This window comes from Streptomyces sp. Ag109_G2-15, from assembly GCF_900215565.1.
Lineage (GTDB): Bacteria > Actinomycetota > Actinomycetes > Streptomycetales > Streptomycetaceae > Streptomyces > Streptomyces diastatochromogenes.
On sequence record NZ_OCNI01000001.1, the window covers coordinates 5,678,159 to 5,693,056 of the forward strand.

The window sequence follows — 14,898 nt, forward strand, 5'->3', positions numbered from 1 at the left end:
CGCACCCAGTAACCTTGTGCAGGGCGCTCTCGCTCCCCCAACCCCGCTCACCGCACCGCACCAGGAAGGTGTCCCCTCGTGGAAAACGGCGCCCCGACCGCCAAGTCCGTGATCGTCGCGATCGACGGCCCCTCCGGCACGGGCAAGTCGAGCACGTCGAAGGCCGTGGCCGCCCAGCTGGGCCTGAGCTACCTGGACACCGGCGCCCAGTACCGGGCGATCACCTGGTGGATGGTGACCAACGGCATCGACCTGGAGGACCCGACCGCGATCGCGGCCGTCGCCGGCAAGCCGGAGATCGTCTCCGGCACCGACCCGGCCGCCCCGACCATCACGGTCGACGGCGTCGACGTGGCCGGCCCGATCCGCACCCAGGAGGTCACCTCCAAGGTCAGCGCGGTCAGCGCGGTGCCCGAGGTGCGCTCCCGGATCACCGAGCTGCAGCGCTCGCTGGCCTCCGGCGCCGAGTACGGCATCGTGGTCGAGGGCCGCGACATCGGTACGACCGTGCTGCCGGACGCCGACCTGAAGATCTTCCTCACCGCCTCCCCGGAGGCCCGCGCGGCCCGCCGCAGCGGCGAGCTGAAGGGCGCGGACATCCACGCCACCCGCGAGGCGCTGATCAAGCGGGACGCGGCCGACTCCAGCCGCAAGACCTCGCCGCTCGCCAAGGCCGGCGACGCCGTCGAGGTGGACACCACCGAGCTCACCCTCGCCCAGGTCATCGAGTGCGTCGTCACCCTGGTCGAGGAGAAGCGGGCCGGGAAGTGAGCCTTCCGTCCGAGCGGGGCGCCGAGGTCGGCCGGCGCATCGGCGTCGGCCTGATGTACGGGCTGTGGAAGCCGCGCGTGCTCGGCGCCTGGAAGGTGCCCGCGACCGGTCCGGTGATCCTCGCCGTGAACCACTCCCACAACGTCGACGGCCCGATGGTCATGGGCGTGGCGCCCCGGCCGACGCACTTCCTGATCAAGAAGGAGGCGTTCATCGGCCCGCTGGACGCCTTCCTGACCGGCATCGGCCAGCTGAAGGTGGACCGCACCTCGGCCGACCGCACGGCGATCACCCAGGCCCTCGGCATCCTGGAGGACGGGGGAGTGCTGGGCATCTTCCCGGAGGGCACCCGGGGCGAGGGCGACTTCGCCTCGCTGCGCGCCGGGCTCGCCTACTTCGCGGTCCGCAGCGGCGCACCGATCGTGCCCGTGGCGGTCCTGGGAAGCTCCGACCGGCCCGGCCGGTTGATAAAGGCACTGCCCCCGCTGCGCTCCCGCGTCGACGTCGTCTTCGGCGACCCGTTCGAGGCGGGCGACGGCAGCGGACGGCGTACGCGCAAGGCGCTCGACGAGGCGACCGAGCGCATCCAGAAGCAGCTCACCAGCCACCTGGAAAACGCCAGGCGCCTGACCGGGCGCTAGGCGACACTTGAGTAGTGGATCAGCCCATAAAGGGTCGTTCCACCGATCACCACGATGAACGACGAGGTACGGACTTCATGAGCGACCAGATCCAGCCCGACGGCTCGGCCGAGCACGAGTACGAGCACGGGGCGCTCGGCGACGCCGAGTACGCGGAGTTCATGGAGCTCGCCGCCGAAGAGGGCTTCGACATCGAGGACGTCGAGGGCGCCATCGAGGCGGCAGGCCACGGCCCGCTGCCCGTGCTCGCCGTCGTCGGCCGCCCCAATGTCGGCAAGTCGACCCTGGTGAACCGGATCATCGGTCGCCGCGAGGCGGTCGTCGAGGACAAGCCCGGCGTCACCCGCGACCGCGTCACCTACGAGGCCGAGTGGGCCGGCCGCCGCTTCAAGGTCGTCGACACCGGCGGCTGGGAGCAGGACGTCCTCGGCATCGACGCCTCCGTCGCCGCCCAGGCCGAGTACGCGATCGAGGCGGCCGACGCGGTCGTCTTCGTCGTGGACGCCAAGGTCGGCGCCACCGACACCGACGAGGCGGTCGTACGACTGCTGCGCAAGGCCGGCAAGCCGGTCGTGCTGTGCGCCAACAAGGTCGACGGCCCGAGCGGCGAGGCCGACGCGGCCTACCTGTGGAACCTCGGCCTCGGCGAGCCGCACCCCGTCTCGGCGCTGCACGGCCGCGGCACCGGTGACATGCTCGACTCCGTCCTGGAGGCGCTGCCCGAGGCACCCGAGCAGACCTTCGGCAGCGCGGTCGGCGGACCGCGCCGTATCGCCCTGATCGGCCGCCCGAACGTCGGCAAGTCCTCGCTGCTCAACAAGGTGGCCGGCGAGGAGCGCGTCGTCGTCAACGAGCTGGCGGGCACCACCCGCGACCCGGTCGACGAGCTGATCGAACTGGGCGGCGTCACCTGGAAGTTCGTCGACACCGCCGGCATCCGCAAGCGTGTCCACCTCCAGCAGGGCGCGGACTACTACGCCTCGCTGCGCACCGCGGCCGCCGTGGAGAAGGCCGAGGTCGCGGTCATCCTGATCGACGCCTCCGAGAACATCTCCGTGCAGGACCAGCGGATCATCACGATGGCCGTCGAGGCCGGCCGCGCGATGGTCATCGCCTACAACAAGTGGGACACCCTCGACGAGGAGCGCCGCTACTACCTGGAGCGGGAGATCGAGACCGAGCTGGGCCAGGTCGCCTGGGCACCCCGCGTCAACGTCTCGGCCCGCACCGGCCGCCACATGGAGAAGCTGGTCCCGGCGATCGAGACCGCGCTCGCCGGCTGGGAGACCCGCGTGCCGACCGGCCGCCTGAACGCCTTCCTCGGCGAACTGGTCTCGGCCCACCCGCACCCGGTCCGGGGCGGCAAGCAGCCGCGCATCCTGTTCGGCACCCAGGCCGGCACCAAGCCGCCGCGGTTCGTCCTCTTCGCCTCCGGCTTCATCGAGGCGGGCTACCGGCGCTTCATCGAGCGCCGCCTGCGCGAGGAGTTCGGCTTCGACGGCACCCCGATCCACATCTCGGTGCGGGTGCGCGAGAAGCGCGGCGCGAAGAAGAAGTAGTACCTCCCCGGCGCATGACGAAGGGCGGCCCCTGCTCCAGGGGCCGCCCTTCGCCGTACGTCACACACTCCGGCGCGGAGCCGGTGGCAGCCCCGCCGGAACGTGGTGCATCCCGGTGTCCTGCTGCCGCCCGAGGGTGCCGACCCGCTGCCACTGCGACTGCTGCCGCGCGCTGTAGGCCCCCGCGCTGTAGGCACTGTACGAACTGCTGAACGACCCCGGCCGGTGTCCGCCGTACGAGCCCGTGCTGTGCGGCATGTTCCCGAAGGCCGTGAAGTCCAGCCCCTCCTCGCCGCTGCGGTCACCCGGCAGCGTACGGAAGGTCTTGACCCACTCCGCGTAGAGCGAGTCGTAGATCGGCGTGGCCGATGCGCCCACAACCTCCTGCCCCGCCCGCGCGGACGGAATGGAGGAGAAGCCGGACCGGAGGGGCGGGGGAGCGTCGTATGCGTGCACGTATGTCCAAACGACGGGCACCCTAAAGAGATGCGGTCCGACAAATAGGGGCGCGGGGCTGCATCAATATGCGGCTCCGCCGCGTGGGCGCGAGAGACCACCACGCACCCGCACTCGCGAAGGCACCGCAGCCCCCACCCCTTGGGCGACTGTCAGGTCCCCGCAAGAGGAAGCGCCGCCGCCACCAACTTCCCGTTCGCCGCCGCCTTGTCGAGAGACGCCCGCAGCAGGTCCTCCCGAGGCTGCCGCCCGATGGACCCCACCGGCGCCGCGAACATCAGCACCTGCTGGTGCTTGTTGGCGGCGGCCCGCCAGCTGTCCGTCACCTGCAGCGGCTGATGCGCCTGCCACCAGGCGACCGGCTGTCCACCGTTGGTGCCCGGCTGCAGCACCGCGTGCAGCTGGCCGACGGCGAGCAGCACCGACCAGCCGTGCAGCACCGGCGGAACGGTCACCAGCTCGGTCACCGGCATGTAGCCCTGCTCGATGAGGAGCGGAAGGAAGTCGTCGCCGACCGCGGTGGAGCCGGGACGCACGATGGGCGCGGTCGGCTCGACCACGAGCGCGGGGTGCAACTCGCCCTCGATGAGGACGAGTCCGCTGGTCACGCCGAGCACGGCCTGCTCGGGCACCGCCTTGTGCGGCTCGCCCACGCCGGGGGCGCTGCCGCCGATGGAGCGCACCGCGCCCTGCAGCTGCTCCTCGGTGACCTGGACGACCTGCGAGGGCAGGCAGCCGGCGTGGGCGAAGGCGAGGACGGCGGTCTCGTCGCCGACGAACAGAACGGTGCTGGTGCGCTCCTGCTCGGAGTCGCCCGGGGTGCGGCAGGACGTGCAGTCGTAACTGCCCGGGGCGTTCTCTCCGGCGAGCAGCCGGTCGGCTTCTTCGTCGCCGATCTCGGCGCGTACTGCGTCACTGACGTCGAGCATGCGCGGCACGGTGGCTCCCTCGGGATGCGGTGCTGGGTCGGCCGGGTGGCTCCCGGCCCCTGAGCCCCGGGGTTCCGGGCTCATGAAGAAGACAACGGGCGTCCTGTGGTGGTGGTCACGCCCAGGGGAGAACGGAATCGAACCATCCACCGCACAGGGTCACCTTCGGTACGGAATTGGCCACTCACGGTCAACTCTGTTCACAGTCAAGGAACTTGAAAGGGTGAAGTGGGTCACACATCGCCTGAACGGGTGGTCGAAAAATCAGGAAATCAGTGGATGAAATGGCTGGCCGAAAATTGCCGATACCGAGGGTAACCACGAACTGGCCTGGAATGACAGGGAGTTGGTTGATATCGGCGGCCCGATCTCCCTAGATTCCTCCGCCGTGTGCAACGAGCACCGCTCGGGAACGTCCGCCGGCCGGCACCAGGCAGAGCACGATCAAGGCACCGGCCGCGGCGGACGGGGCGGGCGCGAGGAACCGCGGTCCTGCGCGGTGAGGCGCGCTCCGCCTGGGGGAGCCCGGGTTCGTGGAGAGGGAATTACATGTCCGAGTGTGCCGATACCACCCGCAACACCGCTCGTCACGACAGCGCCCGCAAGGGCCGTACGACGGCCGCCCTCGCCGGGGCGGTGCTGCTGGCCCCGCTGGGGCTGCTCGCCGCGACCGGCAACGCCGCCGCGGCGGACAACGGAGTGTGGGACCGCATCGCCCAGTGCGAGAGCGGTGGCAACTGGCACATCAACACCGGCAACGGCTACTACGGTGGGCTCCAGTTCTCCGCCGGCACCTGGCGCGCGTACGGCGGCACCGCCTACGCCCCGACGGCCGACCAGGCCTCCAGGAGCGCGCAGATCGCCGTCGCCACCAAGGTCCAGCACGCCCAGGGCTGGGGCGCCTGGCCGGTCTGCTCGGCCCGGGCCGGAGCCTCCGGCACGGCCCCGACGACCGCTTCCTCGGGTACGAACTCCTCGAAGAACAGCGCGACGACGAAGTCCGCGCCGACGAAGTCCGCCCCCGCGAAGTCCGTACCGGCGAAGGCGCCGGAGCGCCCGGCGGGCCACACCGACCGCAGCGCGTCCCGCGGTGACTACACCGTCCGCGAGGGCGACACCCTGAGCGCCATCGCCGCCCGGCACGGGACCACCTGGCAGCGGGTGTACGCCGTCAACAAGAAGGTCATCGGCGACGACCCGAACCTGATCGTGCCCGGCCAGCGCCTCGCGCTCTGAAGCACGCGACGGGTGCCGGTCACCCCGGCCACCTGACCGGTACAGCCGCTGTCCTGAATGAGGACAGCGGCTGTCCGCATCCGCTGGCAGACTCGGCCCCATGTTGGAGACCTCGGCACGACTGCTGCGCCTGCTCTCGCTGCTCCAGGCCCATCGCGAGTGGTCCGGCGCCGAACTCGCCGAGCGGCTCGGCGTCACCCCGCGCACCGTCCGCCGGGACGTGGACCGGCTGCGCGAGCTGGGCTACCCGGTCAACGCGAGCCCCGGCACCGGGGGCGGCTACCAGCTCGGCGCGGGTGCCGAACTGCCCCCGCTACTGCTGGACGACGACGAGGCCGTCGCCGTCGCCGTCGGTCTGCGCACCGCCGCCGGACAGGGCATCGAGGGCATCGGCGAGACCTCCGTACGCGCCCTCGCCAAGCTGGAACAGGTGCTGCCGGACCGGCTGCGCCGCCGGGTGGGCGCCCTCAACGCCTTCACCGTGCCGATGCTGCGCGGCGGTCCGCCGTCGACCCCCGTCGACCCGGCCGTGCTCACCGAACTCGCCCATCTGTGCCGGGACGCCGAGCGGCTGCGCTTCGAGTACCTGAGCCACGACGGCGCCGCCAGCCGCCGTACCGTCGAGCCGCACCGGCTGGTGTGCACCGAGCGGCGCTGGTACCTGGTCGCCTGGGACGTGGACCGGGAGGGCTGGCGGACCTTCCGCGTCGACCGCATCACGCCGAAGCCGCCGCACGGCCCGCGCTTCGTCCCGCGCGAGCCGCCCGCCGAGGATCTCGCCGCCTATGTGTCGAAGGGCGTCTCCACGAGCGCGTACGCCACGCACTCCACCGTCCGGCTGCTGGTGCCGCTCAGGGAGGCCGCCGAGCGGATCTCGCCGTCCGCGGGGATGCTGGAGGCCGACGGCGAGGACGCGTGCATCCTGCGCAGCGGTGCCCCGAACCTGGAGGTGATGGTCATTCACATCATGATGACGGGCGTCCCCTTCGAGGTGCTGGAGCCCGTCGAGCTGAACGAGGTGATCAGGAGGGTCCGGGACCGGCTGGACGCCGCACTGGCGCGGGCCGCCGGGCCCGGCCCGGGTACCGGGTGACGACGGGGCGTACGTCGGTTGTGTGCTGGATCCGTGAATTTCCTATGCGGTGTCAGCTCGTCCGGCATGGCGCCGGATTCCGCGGGGAATCGCATCCCGGACCCGCTCCGATCCGCGCCGCGGCGCATTCCGCCGGGTAATTCGAGGGGCTGCTCCGGCACGCGGGAATTCTGTTCGATTGCCCCGGTGAGCGGTATGGAAACCCCCGTACGTGTGACGGAGTTCGACGGAAACGCGTGTCGGGAACCTGTGACAGAAGCGTGACCGGAAGGGGACCCATGACGTGGTCCGCCGGTTCCGGCTTCCGTCGCCGGCCGATGCGGCCTAGCGTGGCCGCATGGCACCGATTCCCACTCCGCCAGCGGAGCCCCAGGACAGTCCGGACGGGTACGTCGGCCTCGACGCCGCCAGCGCCGAGCGGATCGCTCGGGAGCGCGGGTGGTCGACGGTACGGTCGCTGCCGCCGGGTACGATCATCACCATGGAGTACCGGGTGGGCCGGCTCAACTTCGAGGTACGGAGCGGCCGGGTGACCCGCGCCTGGAAGGGCTGAGACTCCTCGCGTGCACGACGAAGGCCCCGCTCCCCCTTGCCGGGAGCGGGGCCTTCGTCATGGCGGGGGTTGGCTGTGCGTACCGGCCCCGGCGCCGTGGTGGAGCGTCAGTTGCCCGTCAGGGGGCGGGCCGGCTGGGAGGTGCCGCGCGGGAGGCGGTCGGCGTGCGGCGGGCGGCGGCTGCCCGCCGGGGTGACCGGGGTGCGCTCCGAACGGGCCGTGTGCGGGCCCGGGGCCAGATGGATCGGGGCCCGGGAGCCGCGCACCGGCGACACCGGCTCGCGCGCCGGGGCGGCGGCCCGCTCGGCGGGCCGCGGCTTGAGCAGCACCGGCGAGGGCGTGACCGGGACGGCCGGCGCGGGCACCGTACGGCCGCGGCGGGCGCGCCAGCGGTCGCGCAGGTCGAAGAGCGCGGTCTCGGCCATGGTGATCAGCGGCTCGAACCAGGGCAGGGCGAGCAGGATCAGCAGGCCCGCGGCCCAGCCCAGCAGCACGTCGCTCAGCCAGTGCGTACCGAGGTAGACGGTGGTGAGGCCGACGCCGAGCGAGGTGACCGCGGAGAGCGCGGACAGCCAGCGGCGCGCTCTCGGGGAGGAGGCCAGATACGCCAGGATTCCCCAGGTCACCACCGCGTTGGCGGTGTGGCCACTGGGGAATATATCGCCGCCCAGACCCATCTCGTTCGAGCCGATCACGGTCGCGTAGTGCGGACCGAGCCGCCCCATGCCGAGCTTGGCGGCGCCGACCGTGATGTTCAGCAGCAGCAGCGAGGCGGCCAGGGTCAGCAGCGGGCGCAGGGTGTGCTGCCGCCAGGAGCGCCAGCCGAGCCAGGCCGCGACCATCACGGCGGTGGGGCCGCGCTGGCCGAGCACCACGTAGTAGTCGAGGAAGGCGTGGATCTGCGGCCACTGCTGGTACGGCCGGAAGAACATGACCTGCCAGTCGAGCCGGACCAGCCAGGAGGTGATCACCACGGCCCACACGATCGCCAGGTAAAAGGCGAGGGTCGCGGTGAACAGCACGACCCGGTGCCGGCTCATCCGCGGCACATCGATGTGAGCCGGTCGTTCCGGCTCACGGTCCAGCCTGGCGAACACCCGGTCCAGACTCCGGGTGAGGTTTCGTTCGGTACGCACCCAATCGACGTTACAGCGAGTGAGCTCTGTTCCCGGTCGAAACAGCGGCTTTGTGATGACGATGTGATGTGGGAAACCTCTCAGGAGCCATCCGAATTCCTGGGATTCCGAATCCTGCGAGGGTCGCTTCCTGCAATTCCTTTGATCATGCCGGGGGTCCGGTTTTATGGCGCTTATGAATTCGTTCACCGAATCATGGGATGGAATTCAGAGCGTGCTCATCGAACCGCCGAAGTTGATCATGGGGGACCGGAGCCGTTCAGCCAGAAGGCGCCGTAGACCGCCGTCGCCACCGCCACACCCACTGTGACCAGCGCCGACCTGGACGTCCGCAGCCGGGCCAGAGCGCGGGCGAGCGGGAACAGCACCGGGAAGGCCGGCATCAGCAGCCGCGGCTTCGACCCGAAGTAACTCGACGCGCACAGGGCGAGGGCCAGGACGACACCCGTGTACACCAGCAGCGGGATGGGTTGGCCCTGGCGGACGCCGGTCACGTAGAGCCAGATCAGCAGGGCCACACCGATGATCAGGCCCGCGCCGGCGAGAGCCGACGGAAATGACGTGAACTTGTCGATTACGAAGCGTGCGAAGGCGTACCCGCCGTCGAACCCGTTGCGCCACCCGGCCTGCACATCGAGATACCCGAGCGGGCCCTTGCCGGTGCGGTGGCCGACCCAGAGGACATAGCCGGCGGCGCCCAGGGGCGCGAGAAGCATGCCGAGGGCGCGACGCCAGGCGGGTGCGCCGGTGGTGGGGCTGCGCTCGGCGTGCGTGGTGTCCGCCGGAGCGGGGGCGTGTTCGCCGTTTCGTGCGCCGTGCGCGCCCCGCGCGCTTCGATCTCGCACGAACGAGACCACGCCCGCCACCCACACCGCCGCGACCACCGCGAGCCCCACCGGCCGGGTCAGCCCCGCCAGCGCGGCCAGCGCGCCCGCGCTCACCCACCGGCCGGTCAGCACCGCGTACAGCGACCACGCGGCCAGCGCCGTGAACAAGGACTCGCTGTACGCCATCGACTGCACGATCCCGACCGGCAGCACGGCCCACAGCAGCACCGCGCAGACGCCCACCCTCGGCCCGTACACGTGGTCCGCGACCGCGAAGATCCCCCAGGCCGCGGCGAGCGAGGCGAGCAGGGCGACGACGAAACCCGCGTCCGCGTACGACAGCGGCGTGACCGCGTGCAGCAGCCGCTCCAGCCAGGGCAGCAGCGGGAAGAACGCCAGGTTGGAGTGGACGTCGCCGTTCGGCAGCCGCACCTCGTAGCCGTAGCCCAGCTCGGCGACCCGGGTGTACCAGAGGGAGTCCCAGCGCGCGGTCAGCAGCGTGTACGCGCTCTTGCCGCGCGCGCCGCTCCACACGGCCAGCACGACCAGGCCCAGGGCGCGGACGGCCGCGTACCCGAGGAGGGCCGGCGCCGCCCGGCGCAGGGCGGGGGTGCGGGGTGGTGCCACGCACGTGTCAAGATCGGTCACGGGCTCGATTATCGACCGGACGGGGAACCGGGCCGCCCGCCGGGGCGTGGTCAAGAGCGGGCGGGGTGGCGTACGCCACACGGGTTCGCTCCTGCGTGTGAGAGGTCCGCCACGTGTCCCCGCGGCGAACTCGCGTACGCTGACGAGTCACCCGCGTGGGTTTGCGCGGGCCGGAGACACCGCTCCTCTCCGGCCGTACGACGGGGAGTCCCCACCCCGCCGATCCGCAGCTCGCGAGGGATCATCTGGGAGGTAGTACATGTCCGGGACGACCACGGCTGCCGTACGGCCGCGCCGTCGGGAGGCCGGGGCCGGTGCCAACCGCTGGGTCGTCCTCGTCGTCCTCTGCGTCAGCCTGCTGCTCGTCGCCCTCGACGCGACCGTGCTGCACGTGGCGGTCCCCGCCGTCACGGAGGACCTCAGGCCCGACGCGATAGAGCTGCTCTGGATCGTCGACATCTACCCGCTGGTCTGCGCCTCCCTGTTGATCCTGTTCGGCACGCTGGGCGACCGGGTCGGCCGCCGGCGCATCCTGCTCCTCGGCTACGCCCTCTTCGGTGTCGCCTCCGCCGTGGCCGCCTTCGCACCGACCGCTCAGACGCTGATCCTCGCCCGGGCGCTGCTCGGGGTCGGCGGCGCGATGATCATGCCCGCGACGCTGTCGATCCTCCGCCAGGTCTTCCCGGACCGGCGCGAGCGCGCGCTGGCCATCGGTGTCTGGAGCGCGGTCGCGGCCGTCGGCGCGGCGGTCGGTCCGCTGCTCGGCGGCTTCCTGCTGGAGCACTTCTGGTGGGGCGCGGTCTTCCTCGTCAACATCCCGCTGATGCTGGTCAGCCTGCCGGTCGGGCGGATGCTGCTGCCCGAGTCGCGCGGCGACCGCAACGGCCCGTGGGACGTGGTCGGCGCGCTGATGGCGGCGGTCGGCCTGTTCGGGGTCGTGCTCGGCGTGAAGCGGCTCGGCGGCGGTGAGCCGCCCGCGAGCCCGTTCACCCTGGTGCCGCTGCTGGCCGGTGCCGCGCTGCTCTTCCTCTTCGTACGGCGGCAGGCGCGGCGCCCGCACCCGCTGGTGGACCTGCGGATGTTCCGACGCCCGGCGTTCAGCACGTCGGTGGGCTGCATCGTGCTGGCGATGCTCGCGCTGGTGGGCCTGGAGCTGATCGCGGCGCAGTATCTGCAGCTGGTGCTCGGTCTGTCGCCGCTGGAGACGGGCCTCAGGCTGCTGCCCCTGACCGTCGCGGCGATGGCGGCGGGCCTCGCCGGCGCGCGGATGCTGCGCCGCTTCGGACCGCGCCGGATGGTGTGCTTCGGCTTCTGCCTCACCGCGGCGGCGGTGCTGACGCTGACGGCGATGGGCGCGAACGACAACGCGGGCCTGCTGCTGTTCGGCTTCGTCCTGCTCGGGTTCGGCCTGGAGACGACCCTCTTCGGGGCGTACGAGTCGATGCTGAGCGAGGCGCCGGCCGAGCAGGCCGGCGGAGCCGCGGCGATCGGCGAGACGTCGTACCAGCTCGGGGCCGGGATCGGGATCGCGCTGCTCGGCAGCGTGATGAACGCGGCCTACGCGCCCGGTCTCGCGTCGGTGCCGGGCGTCCCCTCGCGCGCGTCGGACGCGGCGGGCCACTCGCTGGGCGAGGCCTACGAGGTCGCCGGGCGGCTCGGCGGGCCGGTGGGGGCCGCCCTGCGCCGGGCGGCGCGGGACTCCTTCGTGCACGGGCTGCATGTGACCCTGCTGGTGAGCGCGGGCCTGTTGCTGCTGGGCGCGGTGATGGCGCTGCGGCTGCCCCGGATCATGCAGTGCGGGGAGGAGTCCGCCGAGGTGGAGCTGCCGGCCCCGAGGGAGGCCGAGAAGCCGAGGGTCGCCGTGGCGGCTCTGGACGTGCGGGACAGCGCACCGTAACGTCGGCTGCACAGTCGTAACTAGCGATGCTAGTTTTCACCGTGCCTCAGTGTGCCGGAGGGTGTTCCATGTCCGCGAAGTTGCCCCCGTTCGACGCCGCCGACCCGCTCGGGATCGACGACCTCCTGGACCCGGAGGACCTGGCCGTACGGGACACGGTCCGCAGCTGGGCGGCCGACCGCGTGCTGCCCTACGTCGCCGACTGGTACGAGAAGGGCGAGCTGCCCGGCATCCGGGAACTCGCGCGCGAACTCGGCGGGATCGGCGCCCTCGGCATGTCGCTCACCGGGTACGGCTGTGCGGGCGCGTCGGCCGTGCAGTACGGCCTCGCCTGCCTGGAGCTGGAGGCCGCCGACTCGGGCATCCGGTCGCTGGTCTCCGTGCAGGGCTCGCTCGCCATGTACGCGATCCACCGGTTCGGCAGCGAGGAGCAGAAGCAGGAGTGGCTGCCCCGCATGGCCTCCGGCGAGGTGATCGGCTGCTTCGGGCTCACCGAGCCCGACCACGGCTCCGACCCCGCCTCCATGCGCACCCACGCCAAGCGCGACGGCGACGACTGGATCCTCAACGGCCGCAAGATGTGGATCACCAACGGCTCCGTGGCCGGGGTGGCCGTCGTCTGGGCGCAGACCGAGGACGGGATCCGCGGGTTCGTCGTACCGACCGACCGCCCCGGCTTCTCGGCGCCCGAGATCAAGCACAAGTGGTCCCTGCGCGCCTCCGTCACCAGCGAACTCGTCCTGGACGACGTACGGCTGCCCGCCACCGCCGTCCTCCCCGAGGTCACCGGTCTGCGCGGACCGCTCAGCTGTCTCTCGCACGCCCGCTACGGCATCGTCTGGGGCGCGATGGGCGCGGCGCGCAGCAGCTTCGAGGCGGCTCTGGAGTACGCGAAGACGCGGGAGCAGTTCGGGCGGCCCATCGGCGGCTTCCAGCTCACCCAGGCCAAGCTCGCCGACATGGCGGTCGAACTGCACAAGGGAATCCTGCTCGCCCACCATCTGGGGCGGCGGATGGACGCCGGCCGCCTGCGTCCCGAGCAGGTCAGCTTCGGCAAGCTCAACAACGTCCGCGAGGCCATCGAGATCTGCCGTACGGCGCGCACGATCCTCGGTGCCAACGGGATCTCCCTCGAGTACCCCGTGATGCGGCACGCGACCAACCTCGAGTCGGTGCTCACCTACGAGGGCACCGTCGAGATGCACCAGCTCGTGCTGGGCAAGGCGCTCACCGGGCTGGACGCCTTCCGCTGACCTCGGCAGCGGGGCAGGGCCGGTGAGCGGCCCTGCCTCAGCTCTGGTTGAAGAATCCGTCCTCGCGCCGCGCCGCCGGCTCGCCGCTGATGATCTCCGTGTTCGCCGGCGTCAGCAGGAAGACCCGGTTCGCGACCCGCTCGATCGTGCCCCGCAGGCCGAAGGTCAGTCCGGCCGCGAAGTCCACCACGCGCTTGGCGTCGGCGGGCTCCATCACCGTGAGGTTCATGATCACCGGGACACCGTCCCGGAACAGCTCGCCGATGGCGCGGGCGTCCCGGAAGCTGTCCGGGGTGACCGTGCCGATCCGGCGGCCCTTCTCCTCGGCCGTGTCCGTGGCCACCTTCACCCGCGGGTCCGTGACCCAGGCGGCTCCGGACTCGGTGCCCTCGGAGTAGTCGTCGTCGTAGTAGCGCTCGTCATCGTTGTCGTCGACGAGGCCGAGCCACGCACTCGCCTTGCGTACCGATCCCATGGACGCCTCCTCTCACAGCGGTCCTTCTTGCTTCCGCATCCCTATGGTCATCCATGATGCGGACGGCGCGCCAAGTGGATAGACGCCGCGCGGGGGGTTTGTGACGGTACTGGTGCAGAGGCGATCCGTCGAGAGTCCTTGTGTCCCAAGGGTCCTGACTCATACGGCTGCTGACTGAGAGTGAAATATGATTGTCGGAGGCGGATGGGTGAGGCTCGGAGCGTACGGGTGAATGAACGTCAGTTCTTCAGCTCGGGCGGGGAGATCCGCGACTTGCCGATCGCCGAACCCGTCGTCCCCCACTTCTTGAGAATCTTGTCGTACGTGCCGTCGGCGATCAGCTCGTTGACCGCCGCCTGGAAGGCCGGGGCCAGCTTGGTGCCCTTCTTGAAGGCGAAGCCGACGTCGAGGCGGTGGTACTCGTTGAGGAACTTCACCCCCTGCTGGTGGGCGACCGCGTAACGCAGGCCGTTGATCGTGGACATCACGACATCGCTGCGCCCCTGCTGCACCGAGGACCAGATCGCGCCCTCCTCCGAGTACGTCTGCACCTGGTACGCCTTCTTGCCGGCGTCGGTGCACACGTGCTTGTTCTCCTCCAGCGTGGCCTCGAAGGTCGTGCCCGCGCCGGTCGCGACGTTCAGGCCGCACAGTTGCTTCAGGTCGGTGATCCTGGACAGCTTGCTGTCCTTGCGGGCGGCGAAGCCCTGGCCGTCGTTGATGTAGGTGACGAAGTCGATGGTCTTGCGGCGCTCGTCGGTGACGCCGAAGTTGCTCGCGCCGAAGTCGTACTTGCCGCTGTCCAGGGCGGGCAGGATCGCCTCGAAGCTCGCCTGCTCCACCTTGAGTTCGATACCGAGCGACTTGGCGACCGCCTTGGTGAAGTCGACGTCCTGGCCGGTCAGCGTCTTGCCGTCGTTCAGGTAGGTGGTGCCGGGCGGGGTGCCGCCGACGCTGACCGCGACGGTGAGGCTCGTGACGCCCGCCGGCAGCAGCTTCGCGGCCGCGTCGTCCTTCTTGACGGCGGAGATCACGTCCGTGGTGGGCACCTTGTCCGAGGCGGCCGCCACGTCGGCGGCGTCCGTCCCGCCCGAGCCACCGGACCCGGAGCCGCAGGCGGTGAGCAGCAGAGCGGCGGACGTGATGACGGCGAAGGGCAGGAAATGGCGATGGGCAGGCGTACGCATCGAAAGCGGTCTCCTGGCAGAAGGCGTGAAGAAGCGCGAGGGGAGGGGGTGCGCGTGTGAAGGCAAAGACGAAAGAGAGAACAGGAAGAACGCATGGGCCCGCTCGGAGGCGGGCGCGCAGGGGGTCAGCTCAACAGGAGGAGGACCACACGCGACCGAAGTCGATGTGGGAGCGGGTGACCAGCCACTGCTGTGGATGCATGGGCCAAGTGGAACAGGCATCCGGTTCTGCGTCAA

At 71.0% G+C, this 14,898-nt stretch carries 14 protein-coding genes; 8 read left to right on the forward strand and 6 right to left on the reverse strand.

The annotated features are described in order from the left end of the window. Nucleotides 1-78: 78 nt before the first annotated feature. The 3 genes from cmk to der all read left to right on the forward strand — a co-directional run bounded on the left by cmk (nt 79) and on the right by der (nt 2,971). Nucleotides 79-771: a (d)CMP kinase gene (cmk, locus tag CRP49_RS25560; RefSeq protein WP_097255506.1), complete on the forward strand. Its 693-nt coding sequence runs from the start codon at nt 79-81 to the stop codon at nt 769-771. Between the two features lie 53 nt (nt 772-824). Next, complete coding sequence (locus tag CRP49_RS25565; RefSeq protein ID WP_257033694.1) at nt 825-1,412, forward strand: 1-acyl-sn-glycerol-3-phosphate acyltransferase; 588 nt, start codon at nt 825-827, stop codon at nt 1,410-1,412. Between the two features lie 77 nt (nt 1,413-1,489). After that, nucleotides 1,490-2,971 carry a ribosome biogenesis GTPase Der gene (gene der / locus CRP49_RS25570; protein ID WP_097255508.1) on the forward strand — a complete coding sequence of 494 codons (1,482 nt, stop codon included), beginning with the start codon at nt 1,490-1,492 and terminating at the stop codon, nt 2,969-2,971. 60 nt (nt 2,972-3,031) lie between these two features. Here the strand turns inward: der and CRP49_RS25575 are convergent, their stop codons facing one another. Next, nucleotides 3,032-3,427: a hypothetical protein gene (locus tag CRP49_RS25575; RefSeq protein ID WP_094216680.1), complete on the reverse strand. Its 396-nt coding sequence runs from the start codon at nt 3,425-3,427 to the stop codon at nt 3,032-3,034. A 152-nt stretch (nt 3,428-3,579) separates the two neighbouring features. Beyond that, on the reverse strand, nt 3,580-4,365 hold the full coding sequence (locus CRP49_RS25580; protein ID WP_097255509.1) for a hypothetical protein: 786 nt from the start codon (nt 4,363-4,365) through the stop codon (nt 3,580-3,582). Between the two features lie 540 nt (nt 4,366-4,905). Between CRP49_RS25580 and CRP49_RS25585 the strand changes: the two genes are divergently transcribed. From CRP49_RS25585 to CRP49_RS25595, 3 genes are all read left to right on the forward strand, one after another. Next, a complete protein-coding gene (locus CRP49_RS25585) occupies nt 4,906-5,592 on the forward strand; it encodes a transglycosylase family protein (protein WP_097255510.1) in 687 nt (228 codons plus the stop codon). A gap of 100 nt (nt 5,593-5,692) precedes the next feature. Next, a complete protein-coding gene (locus tag CRP49_RS25590) occupies nt 5,693-6,685 on the forward strand; it encodes a YafY family protein (RefSeq protein ID WP_097255511.1) in 993 nt (330 codons plus the stop codon). 337 nt (nt 6,686-7,022) lie between these two features. Beyond that, a complete protein-coding gene (locus tag CRP49_RS25595; protein ID WP_097255512.1) occupies nt 7,023-7,238 on the forward strand; it encodes an I78 family peptidase inhibitor in 216 nt (71 codons plus the stop codon). Nucleotides 7,239-7,345: 107 nt separating this feature from the next. On the opposite strand, the gene CRP49_RS25600 is transcribed toward CRP49_RS25595, so the two are convergent. Both CRP49_RS25600 and CRP49_RS25605 read right to left on the reverse strand, forming a co-directional pair. Continuing rightward, nucleotides 7,346-8,374 (reverse strand): phosphatase PAP2 family protein, encoded by a 1,029-nt coding sequence (locus CRP49_RS25600; RefSeq protein ID WP_097255513.1) that lies wholly within the window; start codon nt 8,372-8,374, stop codon nt 7,346-7,348. Nucleotides 8,375-8,613: 239 nt separating this feature from the next. Next, on the reverse strand, nt 8,614-9,849 hold the full coding sequence (locus CRP49_RS25605) for a mannosyltransferase family protein (protein ID WP_097257527.1): 1,236 nt from the start codon (nt 9,847-9,849) through the stop codon (nt 8,614-8,616). Between the two features lie 259 nt (nt 9,850-10,108). On the opposite strand from CRP49_RS25605, the gene CRP49_RS25615 reads away from it, so the two are divergent. Both CRP49_RS25615 and CRP49_RS25620 read left to right on the forward strand, forming a co-directional pair. Next, nucleotides 10,109-11,746 carry an MFS transporter gene (locus CRP49_RS25615; protein WP_097255515.1) on the forward strand — a complete coding sequence of 546 codons (1,638 nt, stop codon included), beginning with the start codon at nt 10,109-10,111 and terminating at the stop codon, nt 11,744-11,746. Between the two features lie 68 nt (nt 11,747-11,814). Further along, a complete protein-coding gene (locus CRP49_RS25620) occupies nt 11,815-12,999 on the forward strand; it encodes an acyl-CoA dehydrogenase family protein (protein WP_097255516.1) in 1,185 nt (394 codons plus the stop codon). A 37-nt stretch (nt 13,000-13,036) separates the two neighbouring features. Here CRP49_RS25620 and CRP49_RS25625 read toward each other — a convergent pair whose 3' ends face one another. Both CRP49_RS25625 and CRP49_RS25630 read right to left on the reverse strand, forming a co-directional pair. Next, the gene (locus tag CRP49_RS25625) at nt 13,037-13,474 is read right to left on the reverse strand and encodes a cell division protein SepF (RefSeq protein WP_097255517.1); all 438 of its coding nucleotides are present in this window, start codon (nt 13,472-13,474) and stop codon (nt 13,037-13,039) included. A 239-nt stretch (nt 13,475-13,713) separates the two neighbouring features. Next, nucleotides 13,714-14,661 carry an ABC transporter substrate-binding protein gene (locus CRP49_RS25630; RefSeq protein WP_097255518.1) on the reverse strand — a complete coding sequence of 316 codons (948 nt, stop codon included), beginning with the start codon at nt 14,659-14,661 and terminating at the stop codon, nt 13,714-13,716. Nucleotides 14,662-14,898: the final 237 nt, after the last annotated feature.